The organism is Geodermatophilus sp. SYSU D00525, assembly GCF_054050475.1.
In genome coordinates, this window is sequence record NZ_JBJGZK010000001.1 from 14,759 (window position 1) to 37,372 (window position 22,614).

A 22,614-nucleotide genomic window follows, 5' to 3' on the forward strand; every position below is an offset into this window, starting at 1 on the left:
TCAGGATGTTCCCCGGGTCCGGCGCCGCCCAGGCTGGTGCACGAGGCCCCGCCTGTCACCGGGTCGGCGCACGCCGTCGCACCGGAACCGGCGAGTCGCGCTGTGGACCGGCGCGTCGCGCCCGCGGTCCCGCCTCCGGAGGGGTGTCCCGGTCTCAGCCGGGCGCCCGCGGGGAGGACCCCACGCCGCGCAGCGCCGCCAGCCGGCTGCGGTACCCGTCCTCGCCGATCTCCCCGCGCGCGAGACGCTCGGCCAGCAGCTCCTCGGCCGTCGGCCGCGGCGGGACGGGCGGCGGCTGCCCGCCCGTCCGCACCAGCGCCCGGAACAGGCCCACCACCACGGCGAGGAGCAGCACGGCGCCGGCGGTCAGGGTGAACCAGCCCCAGCCGCTCATGTGGTCCCAGCCGTACCAGCCCATGGGCGTCCGCCTCCTCGCCGGCGCGTCCTGCTCCCGCCCCGCGACGTCACCGTGCCGGGCCGGGTGCGGTCCGCTCCAGGGGCGGTGGCCCCTCCCGACCGCGGGCGGAGTGCCCTGTCCCCCGAAGGCCGCACACGACGCAGGTCAGCCGCCTGCGGCGGCACGGGTCGGCGCCGCGGCCCGGAGCCCGCCGCCGGCGCGGCCGGGGACCGTCCGCGCGGCCGGAGGGCCTTCCGCCCCTGCCCCGCTGCTCCCGTCCGGGGCCACCGTGACCGTGCACGGCGAGGCCGTCGGAGCGGGAGGAGACCGCGATGCAGGACGGACGCACGTCGCGGCTGCAGGACCAACTGCGCCAGGTGGAGGCCGAGATCGACCGGACCCGGCGGGCGGCGGAGGAGAGCCGCGCCTGGGTCGGGCAGCGGGCCGAGGGGGCCACCGATCCCGAGGACCGGAGCGCCGCCATCGCCGAGGCCGAACTGCAGGAGGCACTGCTCGGCGTCCTGACCCGCCGCCGGGACCGGCTCCTCGACCGCATGCGCGACCTCGACGGAGCGGCACGATGACCCGACCCGGCGCCGGCGGTCAGCGGCCCCCGGTGGAGATCCGCCGGCCGGAGGGCGTGTACCCGTAGCGGCGTCCACCTGGAGCCGCGCGGCTCGCCCCGTCCGCGGCCGCCGCCACGACGACCGGCCGACGGCCGGCGTCGCCCCGGCCACGGCGGCGCCCCCGAGCCACCGGCGCGGGTCCTGCCGTCCACGTCCGCCGGACGGTGACCGACGGTGGCAGCAGCAGGGACCGAGGTCCGTGCCGACGTGGGCCGCACGGCCGTGGCCGGGACCGTCCGTCGGATCGACGCTGGTGTCCCCGGGCGGCCCGCCGGACCCGAGCACCGGGCCGCCCGGCCGGACGGGAGGAGGCGGCCGCCGTGCGGGCGCAGGTGGGCGACTGGCTCGTCGTGCACGGCCGGCGACCGGACGACGGCCACCGCGAGCCTCTGGTCCTCGAGGTCGCGCACGCCGACGGCAGCCCGCCCCGCTCGGTCCGCCGGCTCGACGACGAGCGCACCGGCCTGGTGTACCCCGGACCGGACGCGACGCTGCGTCCCGGGCGGCGGCACGTGGGCGGGTGCGCGGGGGTCTGATCGAGCCGGAGGGCCGCACGTCCGTCGCGTCCCCCGACCTCCGGGTCCGTCGACGGTCCCGGGCCGGGAGTCCGGTGGGGTGACCGCCGGAGCCCGGACGCCGAGCCGCCACCCCGTCGCGCTCGGCTGACGTCGGCACAGGGACGCCGACCGGACCGAGGATGAGTCATGGGCACGCTCGACGGGAGGTCGGTGCTGGTCAGCGGTGGCGCGTGGGGGACATCGGCGCGGCCGTCGCCCGGGCGGTGGTGGCCGAGGAGGTCGCCGCCCTCGTGGTCTTCCTCGCCCGTGACGACAGCAGCTCCTCCACCGGGTCGGAGTCCGTCGTCGACGGGGCCCGGTGACCGGCCAGGTGCCGCCCGGCTGACCGGAGACCTCCGGCACCGCTGCACGCCGACGGAGGTCCCCGCCCCCGGTGACCTGGTCCTCTGGCGCCCCGCCGGGCGCGGCGGCTCACTGGGGCCCTCATCGCGGACGCCGTCGGAGGAGGTACCCATGTCCGCACGAGACCGCACCGTCAGCACTCCCGGGGCGTGGACGTGGCCGCAGGTCGCTGCCCTCGTCGTCGGTGCCGTCTACACGATCGCCGGCATCGCCGGGTTCTTCGTCACCGGGTTCGACGACTTCGCCGCCCACACCGGGGAGGAACTGCTCGGCTTCGAGATCAACCCGCTCCACAACGTGGTCCACCTGGCCGTCGGGGTCGCCGGCCTGGCCCTCGCCCGCTCCCTCGCCCTCGCGCGCACCTACGGCTGGCTGCTCGCCGTCGGCTACGGCGCCGCCCTCGTCTACGGGCTGATCGCCATCGGGGAGACGTGGGACTTCCTGGCGATCAACGCCGCGGACAACTGGCTGCACGCCGTCAGCGCCGCCATCGGGCTGGCCATCGCCCTCGGCCCGGTCCAGGCCGCCGTCGGCCGCCGGACGACGCGGGTCTGACCCGGACTCCGCCCGGGGCCGGCCACGGCCCCGGGCGCGAGCCGTGGCACCGCGCGATCACCGCAGCGGGACCGCCCAGGTCAGCCGGGTGCCACCGGCGGGTCCCGGCTCGACGACGCAGGACCCTCCTCGCGCGCTCGCCCGTCGGTGCAGTTCGGCCAGGCCGCCGTCGTCGGGGAGGTCCGCCGGTGCGCTGCCGTCGGCGACGACCTGCAGGGTGACGCCGCCGTCGGCGACGGTGAGCGCGACCTCGACGGGACGGGAGCCGGCGCGCCGGCCCGGGAGGGTCAGGGCTGCTCGCAGGACGTCGACCAGCTCGCCGACGACGGGCTCGGGCAGGTCACCGAGGGGTCCGGCGACGCTGGTGGTCGGGGCGGGGGTGACCGCGGTGACCGCGTCGAACAGCCGGGACGCGTACCTGCCGGAGTCCGTCACCGGGCGGTCGGCGAGCGCGAGGACCGCCAGCCGGATCCGCTTGATGGCGTCGTCGAGCTCGGCGGTGGCCGCCTGCAGACGCTGGGCGAACGGTCCGGGGCCCAGGCCGGCGGCGACGCCGTAGACGGTCAGCCCGGCCGAGTACAGGTCGCGGACGATCTCGTCGTAGAGGCCCGCCGCGACGTCGTCGTACTCGGACGGCCACATGCCCCCTCGCCTCGGTCCGGCCCACCAGCGGGCGCCTCGGGCACCGGGGGTGCCCGGAACGCATCGGTCCGCAGGCGACGGTAACGCTCCGGGCCGTGCGTGCCGACGGTCGACGGCGCGGCCGGCCCGCCGCGGTCGGTCCGGGTCGCGGGCATCGGCACCCTCCACGCGGAGGGACGGGACACGCGGAGTCGGCGGTCGCGCCTCGTCCGAGGAGGGCCGCGTAACGAACGGGCGCCGGCGTGGGACGACGGGTGCATGACGCGCACCTCGCCGCCGGCACTCGTCACGACCCGGCACAGCTGGCACCTGCTCGCCGAGCACGTCCTCGCCGCCGGGCAGTTCGCCGCCTCCGGGACCATCCGGCTGCGCCCGTTCCCCGGCGGCTACGCCACCACCCGCGGCGTCGGCGGCCGGCAGCTCGCCGTCGTCGCGGACCGGCTGGTGGTCGTCGACGGCGACGCCCGGCACCAGCACCCGCTCACCACGCTCGGGGCCGCGGCTGACGCCGCCGGCGTCGAACTCGGCCTGCGCGGCAGCTACTCCCCCGCCACGGTCCCCGACCCCGACGCGCCCCTGCCGGTCGACGCCGTCGCCGCGCACCGGCTGGCCGCCTGGTACGCACTCGGTGACGCCGCCCTGCGCCGCTTCGCCGCCGCGCTCGGCACCCCGGCCGACCCGGTGCTGTGGCCCGAGCACCTGGACCTGGCGATCACCCTCGACGCCGTCAACTACGGGGTCTCGCCCGGCGACGACGCGACACCGGAGCCCTACCTCTACGTCGGCCCGCACGAGGGGCCGCCGTCGGACGACCCGTTCTGGAACGCCCCCTTCGGCGCCCTGGTCGGCGCCGGCCGCATCCGCACGCCCGACGACGCCGTCGCCTCCTTCACCGAGGGACGGGCACGGGCACTCACCGACAGGAGCAGGACGTGAAGGGTCTGCAGGGCAAGAAGGCGCTGGTCACCGGCGGCAGCTCCGGCATCGGGCAGGCGATCGCCATCCGCCTCGGTCAGGAGGGCGTCGACGTCGCCATCAACTACGTCGGCGCTCCCGAGGGCGCCGAGGAGACCCGGGAGGCGATCGAGCACGGCGTGGAGATCTGCATGAAGGAGATGTCCGCAGCCGGCACGCACCCGATCCTGGTGGCCGCCGACGTGTCCTCCGAGGGCCAGGTCGGCGCCATGTTCGAGCAGGCGCTCGGCGAGTACGGCCGGATCGACCTGCTGGTCAACAACGCCGGCATCCAGGTCGCCGCCGACAGCGACGCGCTCGACGCCGCCGCCTTCGACCGGGTGCTCGCGGTCAACCTGCGCGGCGCCTTCCTGTGCAGCCGGCAGGCCGTCCGCACGTGGCTGGCCACCGGCTCGCCGGGCTGCATCGTCAACGTCTCCAGCGTCCACCAGGTGATCCCGAAGCCCCGCTTCCTCGGCTACTCGGTCTCCAAGGGCGGCATGCAGAACCTCACCCGCACCCTCGCCCTCGAGTACGCCGCCCGCGGCATCCGGGTCAACGGCATCGGCCCGGGCGCGACGGTCACCCCGATCAACCGGTCCTGGATCGACGACCCCGTCAAGCGGCAGATGGTGGAGAGCCACATCCCGATGCGCCGCGCCGGGGACGCCGAGGAGATGGCCGCGATCACCGCGTTCCTCTGCTCGGACGAGGCCGCCTACGTCACCGGCCAGACCCTGTTCGTCGACGGCGGGCTCACCCTCTACCCGTCGTTCGAGACCACCTGGTCCTCGGAGTGACGGCGCTGGACCGCCCGCCCTCGGCCGACGAGCGGACGGCGGGCTGGTTCCCCTCCCGCTGGGGGCCGGACGACGCCGCGGGCGCGCTCAACGAGATCACGCCCGAGGTCGTCGTCGCGGCGGTCGCCCTGGTGCGGACCGGGCGGGTGCTGGACCTGGCGCACGTGCTGCACGCCGACGTCCCGGCCTTCCCCGGGCGGACGTTCCGCTCCTACCTGACGACCAACGCCCACTTCGTCAACCGCCGCCGGCCGGACGGCGGCGGCCCCGAGGGCTGGGGCCGCAACGGGGTGAACTGGGTGGTCGAGCAGATCACCGCCACCCAGCAGATGGGGACCCACCTGGACGCGCTCAACCACCTGCAGGTCGGCGACCGCACCTACAACGGCCACAGGCTGGCCGACATCGCCGAGGAGTGGGGCACCAACCGGCTCGGCGTGGAAACGCTCCCGCAGGTGGTCACCCGCGGCCTGCTGCTCGACGTCGCCGCCGTCCGCGGCGTCGACGCCCTGGGCCCCGGCGACGTCGTCACGGTGGACGACGCCCGGGCCGCGCTCGGCGGGCGGACGCCGCGCCCGGGGGACGCCGTGCTGTTCCACACCGGCTGGGGCCGGTTCTGGAGCGAGGACCCCGGGCGGTACTCCTCCGGCGAGCCCGGCCCGGGACTGGAGCTCGCGGGGTGGCTGGCGGAGCGGCGGATCGCGCTGACCGGCTGCGACACCTGGAGCCACGGCCCGGTGCCGCCCGAGGACCCCGGCGAGCCGTTCGTCGTCCCTCAGACCCTCAACGTCCGGCACGGCGTCGTCGTGCTGGAGAACCTGCGGCTGGCCGAGGCGGCCGCGGCCGGGCTGCGCGAGTTCTGCCTCGTCGTCAGCCACGCCAAGCTACGCGGCGCCACCGGCGCCTGGATCACCCCGCTCGCCATCACCTGAGGAGGACCCCATGGCCGAGCACGCCGACGTCGTCGTCATCGGGTCGGGAGCCGGCGGCGGCGCGGTCGCCTGGGCGCTGGCGCCCACCGGGAAGCGGGTGCTGGTCCTCGAGCGCGGTGACTGGCTGCCGCGGGAGGTCGAGAACTGGGACCCGCGGGCACTGTGGGCCGACAAGCGCTACGCCAACAGCGGCCAGTGGACCGACGGCGCCGACGGGCGGCGGTTCACGCCGAAGCAGCACTACTACGTCGGTGGGAACACCAAGTTCTACGGCGCGGTCCTCTACCGCTTCCGGGAACGGGACTTCGGGCCGGTCCGGCACGTGGACGGCGTCTCGCCGGCGTGGCCGATCACCTACGCCGACCTCGCGCCGTGGTACGACCGGGCCGAGCAGCTCTACCAGGTGCACGGCACCCGCGGCGAGGACCCCGACGACCCGCCGGCGTCCGGCCCATACCCGTGGCCGGCGATCAGCGACGAGCCGCGGATCGCCCAGCTGCGCGCGGACCTGACCGCCGCGGGCCTGCACCCGTTCTCCCTGCCCAACGGCATCCTGCGCGACGAGGCGCAGCCGCACCTGTCGGCGTGCATCCGCTGCGCCACCTGCGACGGCTTCCCGTGCCTGGTGCAGGGCAAGGCGGACGCCGAGGTGATGACCGTCCGGCCTGCGCTGCGGTACCCGAACGTCGAGCTGCGGACCCGGGCGCGCGTGGTGCGGCTGGAGACCGACGCCTCGGGCCGCCGGGTCTCGCGGGTCGTCGTCGAGCGGGAGGGCGTGCGCGAGGAGTACACCGCCGACGTCGTCGTCCTGGCCGCCGGCGCGATCAACTCCGCCGCGCTGCTGCTGGCCTCGGCGTCCGACCGCCACCCGGCCGGGCTGGGCAACGGCTCCGGGCACGTGGGCCGGCACCTGATGCTGCACAACAACTCCGGCCTGGTCGCGTTCTCGAAGACGCCGAACCCGACGCGGTTCCAGAAGACGATCGGCGTGAACGACCTCTACTGGTCCGACCCGTTCGACCCGGACTGGGAGTACCCGGTCGGCTCGATCCAGATGAACGGCAAGAGCGACGCGGTGCTCATCGGCTTCGACGTCCCCGACGCCCGGGACCCCGCCGACCTCGCCCGCCACTCGATCGACTTCTGGCTCACCACCGAGGACCTGCCGCTCGACGAGAACCGGGTGACCGTGGACGCCGACGGCGGGATCCGGCTGTTCTACCGCCGCACCAACGCCGCCGAGGTCGCCCGGCTGCGGATGCGCCTGATGGGCCTGCTGGACTCCATCCGGTGCGAGCAGGACGTGTACGAGAACCGCCAGTACGCGGGCGGGCAGCTGGGCATCGGCGGGGTGGCGCACCAGAACGGGACGATCCGCTTCGGGCCGGACCCGGCGACCGCACCGCTGGACCTGGATTGCCGCATGCACGAGGTCGAGGACCTCTACGTGGCCGACGCGTCGTTCTTCGTGTCGAGCACCGCGGTGAACCCGACGCTGACCATCGTCGCCAACGCGCTGCGGGTCGCCGACCGGATCGCCGAGCGCCTCGGTGTGCCCGGCACGGCCGCCGCCGTGCCGCGGCCGCGGACCGGCTCGCAGCCGGAGGCCGGAGCGTCGCAGGAGGCCGGGGCCGGGATGGCCTGACGCGCCTGACGCGGACGCTCGTGCTCTGCCCACCCCGGGTGGGCAGAGGACGAGTCCGTGGGCAGAGCATCCGCGGGCAGAGCATCCGTGGGCAGAGCATCCGCGTGGGCAGAGCATCCGTGGGCAGAGCACGAGCCGGTCGGCGTGCCGGTCGGCGTGGCACGGGTTCCCCGGGATCGGGCCGCCCGCCCGGCCGTGGGTCAGGCCGGAGGCCGCTCCGGCACGGTCTCCGCCGGGCGCGGCGCCGGCGTCCCGCCCGGCCGCGGACCGGCCGGCCCGGGTTGCGGCTGCACCTGCGGCTCCCGGCCCAGCAGCCCGAGCGCCACCGCCGGGTACACCAGCACCGACAGCAGCCCGGCGCAGACCAGCGCCGCCCCGGTCACCGGGTCCAGCCGGCCGGTGGCCTCCCCGATCTGCACCGCGGTCACCAGGAACGGCAGCGAGGTCGCCTGCAGCAGGCCGACCGCGGCCGCGCCCCGCCGGCCCAGCGCCGGGACGTGCAGCACCGCCGGCAGGCCCCGCACGAGGAGCAGGACGGCGAGGAACACCGGGACCCGCAGCAGCGCGCCCGGCTCTTCGACCAGCCCCCGCAGGTCCAGCCGCACCCCGCTGGCCACGAAGAACACCGGGATGAGGAAGCCGAACCCGATCGCCTCGAGCTTGAGGCGGAAGTGCGGGTGCGTGGCCGAGTCACGGTCGAGCACGCCGACCAGGGCGCCGGCCAGGAAGGCGCCGAGCAGCAGCTCCAGACCGAGCCGCTCGGCGAGGACCACGAACGCGAACAGCAGCACGACCACCAGCCGCACCCGGATCTCCGCCGTCGTGTCCTGCAGCCGGACGAGCACGTCCCCCAGGCGCATCGACATCCCGACCCGGCCCAGCACGACGGCCAGGACCGCGACCAGCACGCCGAGGCCCGCGAGGACGGCCGCCGTCGTCCCCGCGCCCCCGCCGGAGGCCGAGAACAGCAGCGTGAGCAGGACGATGGCGGAGAAGTCGGCCACCGACGCGCCGGCGATCGTGGTCTGCCCCACCGGGGAGGCCACCTGCCCGGCGTCCTTGAGCACCGGGACCACCAGCCCCAGCGCAGTGGCGGTCAGCGCGACGGCGAGGAACAGCGGGCTCGCGGTCCAGCCCAGCGCGTCGGCGCCCAGCCCCACGAGCGCGGCCAGCCCGAGGCTGACCGCGTAGCCCAGCCCCGCCGTCCCCAGGGACCGCCCGCGCAGCCCGCGCAGGTCGATCTCCAGGCCCGCGAGCAGCAGCAGGAAGGCCAGCCCGACCAGGGCCAGCACCTGAACCGGCAGGTCCACCTCGACCCAGCCCAGCACCGAGGGACCGAGCACCACCCCGGCGACGATCTCCAGGACCACCGACGGGACGCGCAGCCGCGGCGCCCAGCCCAGCGCCAGCGGCACCGCCGCGGCGACCGCCGCGACCACCAGCAGGTTCGTGAACGAGACCTCGGGCACGGCGGTCCCCCGTCAGCACCCCGCCGCCTCGAGGGCGTGCAGCCACACCTCGGCGACGGTCGGGAAGGAGGGGACGGCGTGCGCGAGGTCGGCCAGCGGCACCCGGGCGGCGACCGCGACCGTCGCCGAGTGCAGGAGCTCCTGCACGCCGCTGCCGGTGATGGTCACGCCGGCGAGGACGCCGGCCGCCTCGTCCACGACCAGCCGCGTCGTCCCGCCGAGCCCCTCGCCGGAGACGTAGGACCCGGGCACCTCGCCGGTGCCCACGTCGACCACGCGGACGGCGAGGCTGCGCTCCCGCGCCTGGGCCGCGGTGAGCCCGACCGCGCACACCTGCGGGTCGGTGAAGGTGACCCGGGGGACGGCGTCGCGGCTGGCGCGGTCCCGGGCGTCCCGGCCGGTGACCACGTCCGCGGCGACCCGCGCCTGGTACTTGCCCATGTGCGTGAACGGAGCCAGCCCGGTGCAGTCGCCGACCGCGTACAGCCACTCCCCCGCGACGCCGACGGCGCGCAGCCGGTCGTCCACCGCAAGCGGCCGTCCCGGCGTCAGCCCCACGGTCTCCAGCCCGACGTCGCCGGTGCGGGGCCGCCGGCCCACGGCGACCAGCACCTCGTCGGCGGTCACCTCGTCGCCGGTGTGCAGGGCGGCCCGCACCGGCCCGTCGGACCCCTCGCGGCGGATGCCGGTCAGCAGGGTGCCCAGCCGCACGGCGACCCCCTCCCGCTCGAGGGCGTCCCGCACCTGCTCCCCGGCGAAGGGCTCCTCCCGCGGCAGCAGGCGGTCCATCCCCTCGACGACGGTCACCTCGGCCGCGCCCAGCCGCCGGAACGCCTGCGCCATCTCCAGCCCGACGGCGCCGCCGCCGAGGACGAGCAGCCGCCGGGGCACCTCCTTCGCCGACGTCGCCGACCGGTTGTCCCAGGGCCGCACGTCGGCCAGCCCGGGCACCGGGGGCAGCACCGGCACCGACCCGGTCGCGAGCACGACCGCCCGTCGGGCGGTCACGACCGGCCCGCCCGCCACCTGCACGCACCGTGGCCCGGCGAGCCGGCCGGTCCCGCGCAGCAGGCGGATGCCGTGGTCGGCGAGCCACTCCTGCTGGCCGCGGTCGTCCCACGACGCGGTCATGTGGTCCCGGCGGGTGAACGCCGCGGCGGCGTCGACCGGGACGTCGAGCACGGCGCCGGCGCCCGGCACCCGCGCCGCCGCGGCCCGCACGTCCCCCGGGCGCAGCAGCGTCTTGCTGGGGATGCACCCCCAGTAGGAGCACTCGCCGCCGACCAGCTCGCTCTCGACCAGGGCGGTCTCCAGGCCGCGGTCGGCGCAGCGGCCCGCCGCCACCTCCCCCGCCGGGCCACCACCGACGACGACGACGTCCACCTCGAGCACCTCGGACACACCGGACTCGGACATCGGACCTCCTCGCTCTCGCCGTCCCCGTCCCCACGCCCCGGCCGGGCGTTACGCGTAACGGCACCGGCGGCGGCGCGACTGCACAGGCACGACCGCTCGACCCCGGGAGACCGCCATGAGCTCCACCCCCATCGCCGACCTCGCCTTCCTCTCCGACCGGCACTCCTGCGCGCTGGTCGACCGCGCCGGCACCGTGGAGTGGCTGTGCTTCCCGCGCTTCGACGGCCCGGCGGTGTTCGCCCACCTGCTCGACGACGACGCCGGCCACTGGTCGGTGCACCCGGACGGCGAGTTCACGGCCACCCGCCGGTACGCCGGCCGCTCGCTGGCGCTGGAGACGACGTTCCGCACCGCGGACGGCGAGCTCGTGCTCACCGACGCGCTCGGGCTCGGGCCGGACAACGGCGGGCACCGCATCGGCGTCGACGCCCCGCACGTGCTGGTGCGCCGGCTGGCCTGCACCGCCGGTGAGGTGGAGGTGCTCGTCGACTACCGGCCGCGGCCGGAGTACGGGCTCATCGTGCCGCTGCTGTCCCACCTCGACGGCGGGGTCGCGGCCCGCGGCGGCGCGGACTGGCTGGTGCTGACCCTGCCGGCGCCGGCGGAGCTCGACGAGGCCCGGGCCACGGCGCGGCTGCGGCTGCGCGCCGGCGACGTCGTCCACCTGGCGCTGCAGCGCAGCACCCTCGGCGACCCCGTGCCCGCGCACGTGTGGTCCCAGCCGGAGCTGGCCGGGCTGCTCGACCGCACGCTGGAGGCCTGGGAGTCCTGGTGCGCCCTGCACCAGTCCTACGACGGCCCCTGGGCGGACCTGGTCCACCTCTCCGGGCGGGTGCTGCAGGGGCTGTCGTACCAGCCCAGCGGCGCGGTCGTCGCCGCCGCGACGACGTCGCTGCCCGAGGGCGTGGGCGGCGAGCGGAACTGGGACTACCGCTACTCGTGGGTGCGCGACGCCAGCTTCACGATGGAGGCGCTGTGGGTGGCGGCCTGCCCCGACGAGGCCGAGGACTTCTTCGCCTTCATGACCACCGCCGGCGCCGGGGGCATCGGCCCGGACGTGTCGCTGCAGATCATGTTCGGCGTCGCCGGGGAGCACGACCTCAGCGAGCGGACGCTGGACCACCTGCGCGGGTGGCGGGACAGCCGCCCGGTGCGGGTCGGCAACGGCGCGTGGGACCAGCGCCAGGTCGACGTCTACGGCGAACTGCTCGGCGCGGCCGCGCGGCTGCGCGACCAGCTGGCCGGCCTCGACGAGGAGACCCGCTGGTTCCTCGCCTCCTGCGCCGACACCGCCGCGGTCCGCTGGCGGGACCCCGACCAGGGCATCTGGGAGGTCCGCGGCGAGCCGCGGCACTTCCTGTACTCGAAGGTCATGTGCTGGGTGGCGCTGCACCGGGCCATCGAGCTGGCCCCCCGGCTCGGCTGCGAGGACCGGGTCGACGAGTGGGCGAAGACGTGCGAGGAGATCCGCGACACCGTGCTGCAGCAGGGGTGGAACGAGGAGGCCGGCGCCTTCACCCAGTCCTTCGGGTCCACCGCGCTGGACGCCTCGAACCTGGTGCTGCCGATCGTCGGTTTCCTGCCCGCCGACGACCCGCGGATGATGGCGACGATCGACGCGATCGCCGAACGGCTCACCGACGAGCGGGGCCTGGTCTACCGCTACCGCACCCAGGAGGGGGTCGACGGGCTGGCCGGCGAGGAGGGCACCTTCCTGCTGTGCACCTTCTGGCTGGCCGAGGCGCTCGCGCTGGCCGGGCAGGTGGAGCGGGCCCGTGCGGTGTTCGAGCGGGCGGCCGGCTTCGTCAGCGACCTGGGCCTGCTGGCCGAGGAGGTCGACCCGGCCACCGGCGAGCTGCTCGGGAACGTGCCGCAGGCGTTCAGCCACATCGGCCTGGTCAACGCGGCGTGGGCGATCGACCAGGCCGAGCGGGCCCGGAGGTGAGCGTCCCGGCGGGACCTCCTCCCCTGACGTCCCCGGTCCCGGCTCCGCAGGATGGCCGCAGCGGTTCCCCGTCCCCGGTCGTCGCGGCGCGAGGAGCAGGTCCATGCCACAGGAGTCGGGCTCCTCGGCGGTCGCCGCCGCCGTCCGGGAGGGCGGGAGCGAGGCCCAGGCCGAGCTGCTCGGGCGCCTGCGCGCCGGGGACCGCGGTGCCTTCGGGGACCTGGTGGACGCCTGGTCGGGCGCGCTGCTGCGCGTGGCCCTGCTGCACGTGTCGACACGCGCCTCCGCCGAGGAGGTCGTGCAGGACACGTGGCTGGCCGTGATCCGGCAGCTGGACCGGTTCGAGGGCCGGTCCTCGCTGCGCACCTGGGTGTTCCGGATCCTCGAGAACCAGGCCCGCTCCCGGGGCGCCCGGGAGGTCCGCGTGCTGCCGTGGTCCTCCGTCTTCCCCGACGGGGACGGCCCGGACGCCGGCCCCACCGTCGACCCGGCCCGCTTCCGCGGCAGCGCGGACCGGTGGCCCCGGCACTGGACCGACGCCGGCGCGCCGCGCCCCTGGCACCCCCCGCCGGAGGAGGCCGTGGAGGCCGGCGAGGTCCGCCGGGAGCTGCGCACGGCGCTGGCCGAGCTGCCCGAGCGGCAGCGCACCGTGGTCGAGCTGCGCGACGTCCACGGCCTGACGTCGGAAGAGGTCTGCGAGCGGCTGGGGATCAGCGCCGGCAACCAGCGGATCCTGCTGCACCGGGGCCGCGCGCGGCTGCGCGCCCGGCTCGAGGACGTGTACCGCGGTGCCCCGGGGGAAGGAGAGGACCGTGGCTGAGCTGCCGGCGCCCCGCCCCTCCGTCGACGACGTCCTGGAGGTCGCCTGCCAGGAGTTCGTCGAGCTGGTCACCGAGCACCTCGAGGGCGCGCTGCCCGAGCCGGTCGACCGCGCGGTCCACGCGCACCTGGAGCTGTGCGACCCGTGCGTCGTCTACCTCGAGCAGGTCCGCGGCACGGCCGCCGCGCTGCGGGCGCTGCCGGTGCCGACGCTGCCCGACGCGGCCCGCGAGCGGCTGCTCGACGTCTTCGGCGCCCTGCACGGGGACGCCGGGGAGGGCGCCCCGGCCTCCTGAGCGGCCGATCACCTCCACCACCCCGTCGGGGCGTCCGGTCTGGCGCGGCGGCGACCGGCGCCCGGAGTGCCGAACGTCCCGCCCGGCAGGGACGCACCGCCCCTCGCGCCCGGCCGGTCCGCCCCGGAGGCTCGACGGGACGGGACCCGCACCGGTGCCGAGGAGGCCGCCATGACGTCCGCGAGCACGACGTCCGCGAGCCGGGACCGGGCACGCCGCTGGGCGGAGCTGACACCGCGGGAGCGCGGCGTGCTCCTGGCCCTCGGCGCGGTGCAGGTGTCCCTGGCGGTCGCCGCGTGGACCGACCTGGCGCGCCGCCGTCCCGACCAGGTCAACGGCCGCCGGGCCGTGTGGGCGGCGGTCATCGCCGTCAACTGGGTGGGTCCCGCCGCCTGGTTCCTGTGGGGCCGCCGCCGCTGAGCGGCCCTCCTCGGCAGCGACCTCCGGCCCGCCCGCCGGGGCCCTCCGCCCGTGACCGCCGGACGGCGGCGCCGCGCAGCATCGGCAGAAGCGACCGGAACCCGAGGGAGGACGTCCCCGTGAGCCGTGCACTGGTGGTCTACGAGTCCCTGTTCGGCGACGCCGCCGCGATCGCCCGCGCGGTCGCCGCCGGCCTGTCGGAGTCGATGCCGGCCGACGTCGTCGCCGCGGCCGACGCGCCGGCCGAGATCGGCGCCGACGTCACCCTGCTCGTCGTCGGCGGCCCCAACCACGCCTTCGGCATGCCGCGGCCCTCCACCCGGCGCAGCGCGGCGGACCAGTACGGCGCCGCGGTGCCCGATCCCGGCACCGGCCTGCACGAGTGGCTGGAGTCCGTACGCGCGCCCGGCGGGGTGTCCGCCGCCGCGTTCGACACCCGCGGCAGCGGCCACCCGGTGATCGCGAAGATGGACCACGCGTCCCGCACCGAGGAGAAGCTCCTCGGCCGGCTCGGCGCCCGGGTCGTCGCGCCGGCCGAGCACTTCTCCGTCGTCGGCACGAAGGGGCCGCTCGTCGAGGGCGAGGAGGACCGGGCCCGGGCGTGGGGCCGCGACCTCGGCGCCCGGATGACCTCCGCCGCGGCCGGCCGGTAGCCGGGGGACGCGGCCGCGAGGTGGACACCGTGAGGCCCACGACCGCGCGGGTGAGGCCGCCGGAGGACACCGGACCGCGGCTGACCCCGCTGATGGCCGTGCTCGAGGACGTGGCGACCGCCGTCGTCCGCAGCCGGGCGGGCCTGCCGGGACGGTCCGCCGGCGTGGTCCTGCACCCCGACCGGCTCGAGGTCGACGGGCCGTGCGGGACTGCCGCGCCGGCCTCCCTGCTCGCCGCCGGCGGCCTGGTCCTCGACCTCCGCGCGGCGCTGGCGGCCGCGGGCTGGGCCGTCACCGCCGACCGCCTGCCCTCGGGGCCCGGCGGCCCGGTGGCCGTCCTGCACCCCGTGCCCGGCCTGCCGGACCCCGACCTCGCCGCCCTCCCGCCGGTCGCGCCGGCCGGGGAGCCCGGCGGGGACGACGTCCCCGCCCGCGTGGTCGCGCGCCTCGCGGCCGCGGCCGCCGCGGAGGGGGCGCCAGTCGTGTCGGTCGGGAGGCGGCCGCCGGTCCTCGTCCTCGACTGGCGCACCGACGACGCGGCCGCGTGGCTGCGGACGGGAGAGGCGCTGCAGCGCGTGGCCCGCACCGCCGTGGCCCTCGGCTGCACCGCGGTCCCCTCCCCGACCGCCGGCGGGCGCGCGCGGATCGCTGTCCGGCCGGGCCGCCGGCAGGGGCACCCGGCTCTCCCGGGGGAGCCGTCGTGAGGGCCCGTGTGGTCGTGAGGGCCGTGTGGTCGTGAGGGCCGTGTGGTCGTGAGGGCCGTGTGGTCGTGAGGGCCGTGTGGTCGTGAGGGCCGTGTGGGAGCACGTCCTCGCCACCGCGCCCGCGGCCGCGGCGCACACCCCCGCGGCGCGCTGAGCCGCCCGCCGCGACCGGCGGGCGGCTCAGCGACCGGCGGCGGCCAGGGCGTCGTCGAGCCAGCGGCGCAGCGCCGGTGCCGGGAGCGCCCCGGTGACGCGGGCCTGCTCCCGGCCGCCCGCGAACAGCAGCAGCGTGGGGATGCCGCGCACCCCGAGCCGGCCGCTCACCCGCGGCGCGGCGTCGGCGTCCACCTGCACCACCTTCAGCCGGCCGGCCCGCTCCCGGGCGATCTCCTCCACGACGGGGGCGACCGCGCGGCACGGGGCGCACCAGGCCGCCCACACGTCGACGAGCACCGGCAGCGGACCGTCCTCGACGACGGCGGAGAAGTCGGTGTCGTCGGCGGCCACCAGCCAGGGCAGGTCGGCGCCGCACGCGGCGCAGCGGGGCCGTCCGCGGGCGGTCGCGGGCACCCGGTTGCGCCGTCCGCAGCGCGGGCACGCGACGACGTCCGCTCCTCCGCCGTCCGCTCCCATGCCGTCCTCCTCCCGCCCCGTGGGTGGACCGTCGAGCCCGGCGCCGCGGTGCCCCGCCCACCGGCGGGGCACCGCGCGCGGTCAGGGCTGCGGGTTGGGGGACGGCGACGGCTCCGGCTCGGCGCCGCGCGGGTGGGGCAGGACCGGGGGTCCCGCGGCCGGGACCTGGCCGGACGGCGGCAGCGGCCGGGCCCGGTGCGCCCCGAGCGCGACGAGCAGCACGCCGCCGGCCAGCAGCAGCGCCCCGACGCCCAGCAGCGACACGGACACCCACGTCAGCCCGGGCAGCGTCGCGCCGACCCGGACGTCGGCCTCGATGCCGGCGCCGCCGTCGGTCCGCATGAGCACGACGGTCCAGTCGCCCTCGTCCGGCCGCCAGTCCAGCGTCACCGACCCCGTTCCGGTGGCCGAGGCGGTCCAGATGCCGGCCTCCTCCGGCGCGACCGGCGGCGGCCCGCCCGCCTCCTCGTCCACGGCCCACGCCCACTCGTCCCCGGACCACCAGCCCGGCTCGGCCGGCTCGACCTCCGCGCGGCCGACACCGTCGAGGTACCGGTCGACGTCGGCGGTGCGGGCCAGCCCCACGAACAGCTCGTCGTCGGGCCCGGTCGCGGTGGCCTCGACCCGCGCGGTGCCCAGCAGCTCGTCGACGACCCAGTCGGTCCCCTCGCCCTGCAGCAGGAGTCCCTGGCTGACGGCGGCGTGGCCGGCGGTGTCGACCGCGGCCGGCTCCGAGGTCACGAAGCCGCCGTCGCGCTGCGTGGTGTCCGCCCACAGCAGGCTGCCGCCCGCGGCGAGCAGGCCGGTCGCGCCGGCGACGAGCACCGCGCCGGCGACCACGGCCGTGACCGGCCCGGCGGTCCACCGGCTGGCCGCCGCGGCGGGAACGGGAGCCGCGGTCGCGCCCGCGGGAGCCGGCTGCCCGGCGGGGACGGGCGGCGCCACCGGGGCGGGCGCCGGCAGCGCGGCCGGGTCCGGACCGCCCATGTCGAACCGGAAGGGCGGATAGGCGTCGGTCAGCAGCAGCACGTAGCCCGCGACCCGCTGGGCCCACCGGTCCATGCCGAGGACGAAGTCGTACAGCGGTTGGGGATAACGGCCGGTGAACAGGAGGACGACGCCGGCCACGAGGACCAGCAGCGCGACCAGACCGCCGGCCGCCCAGCCCTCGCTCCAGACGCCGTCGCCGTCCCAGTCGCCCGTGCCGAACCAGAGGCCGCCGCCGACGAAGACCGCCAGCACCAGGTAGTGCGGCAGCGCCAGCAGCCACTTGACCAGCACCAGGCCGCGGGAGAGCCGCTCCGGGTACGCGACGTCCAGGCGGGCCGGGTAGCCCGGCTCGTCGGCCAGGGTGAACGGCGGGTACCGGTCGGTGCCCAGCGCGGAGTAGCCGTAGTGCTGGACCCGCCAGGTCCAGCGCAGCACGCCGACGGTGAAGTCGAACAGCGGCCGCGGGTAGTGCGCGGTCACCAGGATCGCGAAGAACGCGACGACGGTGACGACGGCCACCGCGGTCCAGAGGAACACCAGCACCACGAGGTGGGGCACCAGCAGCAGCCACTTGACCAGCCAGAGCCAGCGGGACAGCCGCGCGTCCAGGGCCCCGTCCACCCGCACCGGGTAGGCCGGCGGCCGCGCCGCCCCCGGGGACACGTACTCGCTCACGATGCACCTCCTCCGGCCACCGCGGCGACCCGGGGTCGTCTCCCCGGCGCAGGCGGCCGTCCGGAGCCTCTCCGCCCGCACCGCCGCGGCGACACGGGCGAAGGCGGGTCCTCCCGGGGACGTTGGTCGCTGGGTCCCCGGGACCGCGGGCCCGGGACGGTGGCGCCCGCGCGGACCACGCTCGGGGGAAGTCCGTCCCGAGGAGTCACACCATGGCCCGCCGCGCCACCCGGATCCCGCCGCTCGCACCACTGGAGGCGGCCGCGGACGCCGCGGTGCGGGCCCCGTCCGTGCACAACACCCAGCCCTGGCGGATCGCGCTGCACCCCGACCGGCTGGAGCTGTCCGCCGACCGCAGCCGGCAGCTGGCGGTGCTGGACCCCGTCGGCCGGGCCCTGGCGCAGAGCGTGGGTGCGGCGCTGTTCAACGCCCGCGTCGCGCTGGCCGCCGCGGGTCGCGCCGTCCGGGTCGACCGGCTGCCCGACCCCGCCCACCCGGAGCTGATGGCCGTCCTCCGCCCGGTCGACGGGATCCCCGACCCGGCCCTGGCCGCCCTCGCACCCGCCGTGCGCCGGCGCCGCACCAACCGGCGGCGGTACGGCGCCGACCGCGTCCCCGAGGACGTGCTGCGGGTCCTGGTGGCCGCGGCCGCCGCGGAGGAGACGGTCCTCGTCCCGGTCACCCGGGAGGAGCACCTGCGCCTGCTCGCCCGGCTCACGCAGCAGGCCGACCGGGTCCAGAACGCCGACCCCGCCTACCGGGCCGAGCTGCGGCGCTGGACCACCCGCGACCCCGGGGCCGGCGACGGCGTGCCGGTGAGCGTCGTCCCGCACGTGGACGGGCTGCAGCAGGACGAGCTGCCCGTCCGCGACTTCGACACCAGCGGCGGCGGGCTGCTCCCCGCCGGCACCGCCTCGGGCACCGACCAGACCCTCGTGGTGCTCGCGACGCACCGCGACGACCTGCTGGCGTGGCTGCGCTGCGGCGAGGCCCTCGAGCGGGTGCTGCTGGAGCTCACCGCCCGCGGCTGGGTGGCCGGGCCGCTCACCCAGGCCGTGGAGGTCCCGGTCACCCGCACGCAGCTGCGCTCGGCGCTCACCTGGGACGCGCACCCGCAGTCGGTGCTGCGCATCGGCCGGGCGCCGGCCACCTCGCCGACGCCCCGCCGGCCGCGCGGCACCGTCGTCGAGAACAGCGCCGTCCCCGCCCAGCGCCAGCTCCCCGGCGCCTCCTCGGGGACCCGGGCCGGACCGGGCCCCCGCCCGGTCTCCGACGGCCGCGGGGGGACGACGTGGGTGTGACCTCCCGGCTGGCCCCGGTCGTGGCCGGGATCGGCCCCGACCGCTCCGCGCCGGCGGTGGCGGCGGCCGCCGCCGACCGGGCGCACCGCGAGCTGCGCCCTCTGCTGCTGGTGGCCGCGGTGGAGGGCGCGCACGACCCCGGCCGCGCCCACGACGGGCCGTGGCACCGGGCACTCGCGCGGCTGGACGTGCTGCGCCGTGACCTCACCGCCCGTACCCCCGCCACCGCGGTGCGGACCGTCGTGCACACCGGGCCCGCGGCCGAGGTGCTGCGCGAGGAGTCCGCCGGGGCGGCGGTGCTCGTCCTCGGCACGGGTCCCGCGGCCGGGGGGCTCGGCCCGGTCGCCCGGGACCTGCTCGCGTCCGCGGCGTGCCCGGTGCTCGCCGTCCCCCCCGGAGCCACGGGAGGGACCGACGTGGTGGCCGGCGTGGACGGGACCCCGGGCACGACGGCGGTGCTCGCCGCGGCGGCGCTGGAGGCCGGCACGCGGGGCTGCCCGTTGCGCGTGGTGCACACCTGGCACCGCCGCCCCGGGGCCGCCGCGGACCCGCGCTCGTCGGCGGCGGTCACCGCCGCCGTGGCCGAGGCCGAGCGCCGGCTCGTCGAGACGCAGGCCGCCCGGGTGCACGAGGGCTGGCCGGCGGTGCCGGTGACGGTCGACGTCCGCGAGGGCGACCCCGTCCCGGCACTGGTCGGCCTGTCGCGGGACGCCGGGCTGCTGGTCCTCGGGCAGGCGCGCACCGCGGCCGGACCGGCCCTCGTCGAGGCGGTCGCGGGGCACGCGCGCTGCCCCGTGCTCGTCGTGCCGCCCCCTCCCCCGCCGCACCCCGACGACGCCCCCCGGCGCCCGGCCGCCGTCGCGCCGACGAGGTGACCCGTGAACCCCGCCCCCGCCCCCGCCCCCGCGCCGCCGGGCTACCTGCGCGCGCTGGTGCGCCGCGGCCTCGGCCCGGGTGCGCGCACGACGGACCGGGTGGAGCTGGTCTCCTGGCTGGCGAGCGTCCTGCTCGCCGTCGCGGTCGTGCCGGTGGCGCTGGCGGTGGCGAGCGTGGTGGCCTCCGACACCGGCGCGCTGGCCGAGCGCCAGGCCGCCCAGCTGCGGCAGGTCCCGGCGGTGCTCCTCGCGGACGCGGAGGTGCTGCCCGGGTCCCCGACGTCGCTGCGGGCGACCGCGCCGGCGCGGTGGCGGGCCCCGGACGGCGCCACCCACGAGGACACGGTGCCGGTCGTGCCGGGGACCCCGGCCGGGGCGACGGTGCCGGTGTGGACCGGCCCCGACGGCGGGCGCTCCGCCCCGCCGATCGAGGGCACCGACGTCGCCGTGGTCAGCGTGACCAGCGGCGTGCTGACCCTGCTGCTGGGGCTGGCGACGGCGGCGGTCACGCACGCCGGCGTCTGCGCCTGGGCCGGCCGGGCGCGCGACCGCGCCTGGGCCCGCGAGTGGGCCGAGGTCGAGCCGCTGTGGGCGCACCGGTTCCGGCTGCGCTGAGTGCCCCGCCGGCCCTCACGGGCGGCCGAGCAGGCGCCGCCACCACGGCCGCCGGGGCTCCGGCCGGGCCGGACGGGGCGCCGGCGCGTCCGCGGCCGGGGGCGCCGCCGGGCGGACCGGCTGCCCGTGCCCGCGCTCGTCGGCGTGCGCCCGGCTCAGGTAGTGCTGGACGGCCATGGGGTCGGCGTGCGAACCGCGGGCGGCCACGTCGTGGCGCGCCTCCCACTGCGCGATGAGCTTCTCGTCCTCGGACATCTCCCGGCGCGGGCGGTCCTCGGGGGTGGGGGTGCCGGTCACGGTCATCTCGGGGCCTCCTGCGCGGTGCGGTCCGTCCGTCCCCACGCTCGCCGCCACGGGACCGGCCGGGGAGGGGGCCACGGTCCCGGGGGCCGGGACCTACGGCACCTCACACGTGCAGCACCGCGGCCCCGGCGAAGCGGCCGTGCGCGAGGTCGGCCAGCGCGCGCGGGGCGTCGTCGAGGGCGTAGGCGGTCGTGGTCGCGCGCACGCCGAGCCGGGCGGCGAGGACGAGGAACTCCTCGGCGTCGCGGCGGGTGTTGGCCGTGACGCTGCGCAGCCGGCGCTCCTGGAACAGCTCGCCCGCGTAGGACAGTGCCGGCACGTCGGACAGCCAGATGCCGGCGACGGCGAGCGTGCCGCCGCGGTCCAGGGCGCGCAGCGCCACCGGCACCAGCTCCCCGGCCGGCGCGAACAGCACCGCGCCGTCCAGCGGCTCCGGGGGCGGGTCGGCGGGGCCGCCGACGGAGTCCACGCCCAGCTCCCGCGCCAGCGCCCGGTTGGCGGCGCCGCGGGTGAGCACGTGCACCCGCAGCCCCTGCGCCAGCGCGACCTGCGCGGTGAGGTGGGCGCTGCCGCCGAAGCCGTAGACCCCCAGCCGGCCGCCGGGCGGGACCGCGGCGCAGCGCAGCGCGCGCCAGCCGATGATCCCGGCGCACAGCAGCGGCGCGGCCGCCTCGTCGTCGAGGCCCGCGGGCAGCCGGTGGGCGAAGCGCTCGTCGACCAGGCAGGCCTCGGCGTAGCCGCCGTCGAGGTCCCAGCCGGTGAACCGCGGGTCGGTGCACAGGTTCTCGTCGCCGCGGCGGCAGAACCGGCAGCTGCCGTCGGTGCGGCCGAGCCACGGGACGCCGACCCGGTCGCCGGGCGCGAAGCGGGCCGCCCCGGGCCCGAGCGCGTCGACGCGGCCGACCACCTCGTGCCCGGGGACGACGCCCGGCCGCCGCGGCGGCAGGTCGCCCTCGGCCAGATGCAGGTCGGTGCGGCACACGCCGCAGCAGCTGACCGCGACCCGCACCTGCCCCGGGCCGGGCACGGGCGGCTCGCGCTCCACGAGACGCAGCGGCCCCGCGTCGGCCGGCGCCGGCGTCCCGACCACCCAGGCCCGCACGCCCGCCTCAGACCGTCGTGACGGCGGCCGGCACCCGCTGCGGGTGCAGCACGAGGACGGGACAGGGCGCGGCCACCACGCAGTGCAGCGCGGTGGAGCCGAGCAGCATCCCGCCCAGGCGGCTGCGGCTGCGACTGCCCACGACGAGCAGCGCGGCGCCCTGCGCAGAGCGCACCAGGACCTCGGCGGCCGGGCCGGGCAGCACGGCCACCCGCACGGCGTCCGGCCGGGCGCCCAGTTGCTCGTGCACGAGGGCCTCGGCATGCGCCCCGGCGTCCCCGCCCGTCGGCGGCCCCTCCGGGACGAGGGCGGCCGCCCAGGGCTCGGGCGGGCGGCGGGCGACCACGACGTCGAGGTCGGCACCCATCCGGTGGGCCTCGGCCGCCGCGCGCCACAGCACCTCGCGGGCCCCGTCGGTGTCGTCGAGCCCGACGACCACCCGCGGCCGGCCGGGGCCGGGCGCGGCCGGGTGGACGACGACCACGGGGCACCGGGCGCGGGGCACGCAGCCCAGGGCGACCGAGCCGAGCAGCGTGCTGCGGGCGGCCCCGCGGCCCCGGCTGCCGACCACGAGCAGCCCGGCGTCGGCCGAGCGCGCGACCAGCTCCTCGACCGGGCGGCCGGGGAGCACGGTCGTAGTCACCGGCACCTCCGCGTGCTGCTCGTCGAGCAGGTCGCGCACGTGCGCCGCGACGTCGGAGCGCACGAGGTCCACGCGCGCGGGGTCGAGCAGCTCGGCGTCGTCCCACGCGTCCCCGACCGGGAGCACGGTGACCACCTCGAGGCCGGTGCCGGCGCGCTCCGCAGCGGCCAGGGCCCAGACCGCCGCCGCCCGGGCGGCCGGCGACCCGTCGAGGCCCACGACCACCCGGCCGCCGGGCTCCTCCGCCGTCGTCCGCTCCGTCACGCGTGCTCCTCCCCACCCGC

26 protein-coding genes are annotated in these 22,614 nt (G+C 77.9%); 17 read left to right on the forward strand and 9 right to left on the reverse strand.

Annotated elements, in window-relative coordinates:
• Positions 1-154: 154 nt before the first annotated feature.
• Positions 155-418: a hypothetical protein gene (locus tag ACI796_RS00060; protein ID WP_456939201.1), complete on the reverse strand. Its 264-nt coding sequence runs from the start codon at positions 416-418 to the stop codon at positions 155-157.
• Positions 419-729: 311 nt separating this feature from the next.
• Between ACI796_RS00060 and ACI796_RS00065 the strand changes: the two genes are divergently transcribed.
• The 4 genes from ACI796_RS00065 to ACI796_RS00080 all read left to right on the forward strand — a co-directional run bounded on the left by ACI796_RS00065 (position 730) and on the right by ACI796_RS00080 (position 2,498).
• A complete protein-coding gene (locus ACI796_RS00065; RefSeq protein ID WP_456939202.1) occupies positions 730-981 on the forward strand; it encodes a hypothetical protein in 252 nt (83 codons plus the stop codon).
• A gap of 362 nt (positions 982-1,343) precedes the next feature.
• Complete coding sequence (locus tag ACI796_RS00070) at positions 1,344-1,559, forward strand: DUF1918 domain-containing protein (RefSeq protein WP_456939203.1); 216 nt, start codon at positions 1,344-1,346, stop codon at positions 1,557-1,559.
• Positions 1,560-1,771: 212 nt separating this feature from the next.
• Positions 1,772-1,903 (forward strand): SDR family oxidoreductase, encoded by a 132-nt coding sequence (locus ACI796_RS00075; RefSeq protein WP_456939204.1) that lies wholly within the window; start codon positions 1,772-1,774, stop codon positions 1,901-1,903.
• Positions 1,904-2,054: 151 nt separating this feature from the next.
• On the forward strand, positions 2,055-2,498 hold the full coding sequence (locus tag ACI796_RS00080; RefSeq protein WP_456939205.1) for a DUF4383 domain-containing protein: 444 nt from the start codon (positions 2,055-2,057) through the stop codon (positions 2,496-2,498).
• 57 nt (positions 2,499-2,555) lie between these two features.
• Here ACI796_RS00080 and ACI796_RS00085 read toward each other — a convergent pair whose 3' ends face one another.
• Complete coding sequence (locus ACI796_RS00085) at positions 2,556-3,140, reverse strand: sensor histidine kinase (protein ID WP_456939206.1); 585 nt, start codon at positions 3,138-3,140, stop codon at positions 2,556-2,558.
• A gap of 258 nt (positions 3,141-3,398) precedes the next feature.
• On the opposite strand from ACI796_RS00085, the gene ACI796_RS00090 reads away from it, so the two are divergent.
• Genes ACI796_RS00090 through ACI796_RS00105 form a run of 4 tightly spaced genes read left to right on the forward strand, consistent with a single transcriptional unit; the run spans position 3,399 to position 7,471 of the window.
• Positions 3,399-4,076 (forward strand): hypothetical protein, encoded by a 678-nt coding sequence (locus ACI796_RS00090; protein WP_456939207.1) that lies wholly within the window; start codon positions 3,399-3,401, stop codon positions 4,074-4,076.
• Positions 4,073-4,894, forward strand: coding sequence for a glucose 1-dehydrogenase (locus ACI796_RS00095; protein ID WP_456939208.1), 822 nt, complete (start codon positions 4,073-4,075; stop codon positions 4,892-4,894). Before ACI796_RS00090 ends, ACI796_RS00095 begins: the two co-directional genes overlap by 4 nt.
• On the forward strand, positions 4,891-5,826 hold the full coding sequence (locus ACI796_RS00100; RefSeq protein ID WP_456939209.1) for a cyclase family protein: 936 nt from the start codon (positions 4,891-4,893) through the stop codon (positions 5,824-5,826). The genes ACI796_RS00095 and ACI796_RS00100 overlap by 4 nt, the downstream gene beginning before the upstream one ends.
• 10 nt (positions 5,827-5,836) lie before the next feature.
• Positions 5,837-7,471, forward strand: a complete 1,635-nt coding sequence (locus ACI796_RS00105; protein WP_456939210.1) for a GMC oxidoreductase — start codon at positions 5,837-5,839, stop codon at positions 7,469-7,471.
• A 200-nt stretch (positions 7,472-7,671) separates the two neighbouring features.
• On the opposite strand, the gene ACI796_RS00110 is transcribed toward ACI796_RS00105, so the two are convergent.
• Both ACI796_RS00110 and ACI796_RS00115 read right to left on the reverse strand, forming a co-directional pair.
• The gene (locus tag ACI796_RS00110) at positions 7,672-8,940 is read right to left on the reverse strand and encodes a cation:proton antiporter (RefSeq protein WP_456939211.1); all 1,269 of its coding nucleotides are present in this window, start codon (positions 8,938-8,940) and stop codon (positions 7,672-7,674) included.
• Between the two features lie 12 nt (positions 8,941-8,952).
• The gene (locus ACI796_RS00115; RefSeq protein WP_456939212.1) at positions 8,953-10,356 is read right to left on the reverse strand and encodes a dihydrolipoyl dehydrogenase family protein; all 1,404 of its coding nucleotides are present in this window, start codon (positions 10,354-10,356) and stop codon (positions 8,953-8,955) included.
• Between the two features lie 115 nt (positions 10,357-10,471).
• Between ACI796_RS00115 and ACI796_RS00120 the strand changes: the two genes are divergently transcribed.
• The 6 genes from ACI796_RS00120 (at position 10,472) to ACI796_RS00145 (ending at position 15,193) form a co-directional block, all read left to right on the forward strand.
• A complete protein-coding gene (locus ACI796_RS00120; RefSeq protein WP_456939213.1) occupies positions 10,472-12,301 on the forward strand; it encodes a glycoside hydrolase family 15 protein in 1,830 nt (609 codons plus the stop codon).
• Positions 12,302-12,404: 103 nt separating this feature from the next.
• On the forward strand, positions 12,405-13,121 hold the full coding sequence (locus ACI796_RS00125; RefSeq protein WP_456939214.1) for an RNA polymerase sigma factor: 717 nt from the start codon (positions 12,405-12,407) through the stop codon (positions 13,119-13,121).
• A complete protein-coding gene (locus ACI796_RS00130; RefSeq protein WP_456939215.1) occupies positions 13,114-13,416 on the forward strand; it encodes a zf-HC2 domain-containing protein in 303 nt (100 codons plus the stop codon). The genes ACI796_RS00125 and ACI796_RS00130 overlap by 8 nt, the downstream gene beginning before the upstream one ends.
• 171 nt (positions 13,417-13,587) lie before the next feature.
• Positions 13,588-13,836, forward strand: coding sequence for a PLD nuclease N-terminal domain-containing protein (locus tag ACI796_RS00135; protein WP_456935372.1), 249 nt, complete (start codon positions 13,588-13,590; stop codon positions 13,834-13,836).
• A 119-nt stretch (positions 13,837-13,955) separates the two neighbouring features.
• Complete coding sequence (locus ACI796_RS00140) at positions 13,956-14,489, forward strand: hypothetical protein (protein WP_456939216.1); 534 nt, start codon at positions 13,956-13,958, stop codon at positions 14,487-14,489.
• A gap of 29 nt (positions 14,490-14,518) precedes the next feature.
• A complete protein-coding gene (locus ACI796_RS00145) occupies positions 14,519-15,193 on the forward strand; it encodes a hypothetical protein (protein WP_456939217.1) in 675 nt (224 codons plus the stop codon).
• 180 nt (positions 15,194-15,373) lie between these two features.
• Here ACI796_RS00145 and ACI796_RS00150 read toward each other — a convergent pair whose 3' ends face one another.
• Together ACI796_RS00150 and ACI796_RS00155 are read right to left on the reverse strand one after the other, a co-directional pair.
• Positions 15,374-15,826: a thioredoxin family protein gene (locus ACI796_RS00150; protein ID WP_456939218.1), complete on the reverse strand. Its 453-nt coding sequence runs from the start codon at positions 15,824-15,826 to the stop codon at positions 15,374-15,376.
• A gap of 81 nt (positions 15,827-15,907) precedes the next feature.
• Positions 15,908-17,491: a DUF4389 domain-containing protein gene (locus ACI796_RS00155; RefSeq protein ID WP_456939219.1), complete on the reverse strand. Its 1,584-nt coding sequence runs from the start codon at positions 17,489-17,491 to the stop codon at positions 15,908-15,910.
• A gap of 212 nt (positions 17,492-17,703) precedes the next feature.
• Between ACI796_RS00155 and ACI796_RS00160 the strand changes: the two genes are divergently transcribed.
• From ACI796_RS00160 to ACI796_RS00170, 3 genes are read left to right on the forward strand one after another with little or no spacing between them, the layout of a single operon-like run.
• Complete coding sequence (locus tag ACI796_RS00160; protein WP_456939220.1) at positions 17,704-18,792, forward strand: Acg family FMN-binding oxidoreductase; 1,089 nt, start codon at positions 17,704-17,706, stop codon at positions 18,790-18,792.
• On the forward strand, positions 18,789-19,667 hold the full coding sequence (locus tag ACI796_RS00165) for a universal stress protein (protein ID WP_456939221.1): 879 nt from the start codon (positions 18,789-18,791) through the stop codon (positions 19,665-19,667). The genes ACI796_RS00160 and ACI796_RS00165 overlap by 4 nt, the downstream gene beginning before the upstream one ends.
• 3 nt (positions 19,668-19,670) lie before the next feature.
• Positions 19,671-20,282: an Rv1733c family protein gene (locus tag ACI796_RS00170; RefSeq protein ID WP_456939222.1), complete on the forward strand. Its 612-nt coding sequence runs from the start codon at positions 19,671-19,673 to the stop codon at positions 20,280-20,282.
• Positions 20,283-20,297: 15 nt separating this feature from the next.
• On the opposite strand, the gene ACI796_RS00175 is transcribed toward ACI796_RS00170, so the two are convergent.
• From ACI796_RS00175 to ACI796_RS00185, 3 genes are all read right to left on the reverse strand, one after another.
• Positions 20,298-20,585, reverse strand: a complete 288-nt coding sequence (locus tag ACI796_RS00175) for a hypothetical protein (RefSeq protein WP_456939223.1) — start codon at positions 20,583-20,585, stop codon at positions 20,298-20,300.
• A gap of 103 nt (positions 20,586-20,688) precedes the next feature.
• Positions 20,689-21,687, reverse strand: a complete 999-nt coding sequence (locus ACI796_RS00180) for a zinc-dependent alcohol dehydrogenase family protein (protein WP_456939224.1) — start codon at positions 21,685-21,687, stop codon at positions 20,689-20,691.
• A 7-nt stretch (positions 21,688-21,694) separates the two neighbouring features.
• Complete coding sequence (locus ACI796_RS00185; protein ID WP_456939225.1) at positions 21,695-22,594, reverse strand: universal stress protein; 900 nt, start codon at positions 22,592-22,594, stop codon at positions 21,695-21,697.
• Between the last annotated feature and the right edge of the window lie 20 nt (positions 22,595-22,614).

Bases quoted from the DNA above. Each gene is read 5' to 3' on its own strand.
- ACI796_RS00120 (WP_456939213.1), top strand. From the start codon at position 10,472: ATGAGCTCCACCCCCATCGCCGACCTCGCCTTCCTCTCCGACCGGCAC.
- ACI796_RS00105 (WP_456939210.1), top strand. From the start codon at position 5,837: ATGGCCGAGCACGCCGACGTCGTCGTCATCGGGTCGGGAGCCGGCGGC.
- ACI796_RS00080 (WP_456939205.1), top strand. From the start codon at position 2,055: ATGTCCGCACGAGACCGCACCGTCAGCACTCCCGGGGCGTGGACGTGG.
- ACI796_RS00065 (WP_456939202.1), top strand. From the start codon at position 730: ATGCAGGACGGACGCACGTCGCGGCTGCAGGACCAACTGCGCCAGGTG.
- ACI796_RS00085 (WP_456939206.1), bottom strand. From the start codon at position 3,140: ATGTGGCCGTCCGAGTACGACGACGTCGCGGCGGGCCTCTACGACGAG.
- ACI796_RS00060 (WP_456939201.1), bottom strand. From the start codon at position 418: ATGGGCTGGTACGGCTGGGACCACATGAGCGGCTGGGGCTGGTTCACC.
- ACI796_RS00175 (WP_456939223.1), bottom strand. From the start codon at position 20,585: ATGACCGTGACCGGCACCCCCACCCCCGAGGACCGCCCGCGCCGGGAG.
- ACI796_RS00115 (WP_456939212.1), bottom strand. From the start codon at position 10,356: ATGTCCGAGTCCGGTGTGTCCGAGGTGCTCGAGGTGGACGTCGTCGTC.
- ACI796_RS00090 (WP_456939207.1), top strand. From the start codon at position 3,399: ATGACGCGCACCTCGCCGCCGGCACTCGTCACGACCCGGCACAGCTGG.
- ACI796_RS00135 (WP_456935372.1), top strand. From the start codon at position 13,588: ATGACGTCCGCGAGCACGACGTCCGCGAGCCGGGACCGGGCACGCCGC.
- ACI796_RS00160 (WP_456939220.1), top strand. From the start codon at position 17,704: ATGGCCCGCCGCGCCACCCGGATCCCGCCGCTCGCACCACTGGAGGCG.
- ACI796_RS00125 (WP_456939214.1), top strand. From the start codon at position 12,405: ATGCCACAGGAGTCGGGCTCCTCGGCGGTCGCCGCCGCCGTCCGGGAG.
- ACI796_RS00150 (WP_456939218.1), bottom strand. From the start codon at position 15,826: ATGGGAGCGGACGGCGGAGGAGCGGACGTCGTCGCGTGCCCGCGCTGC.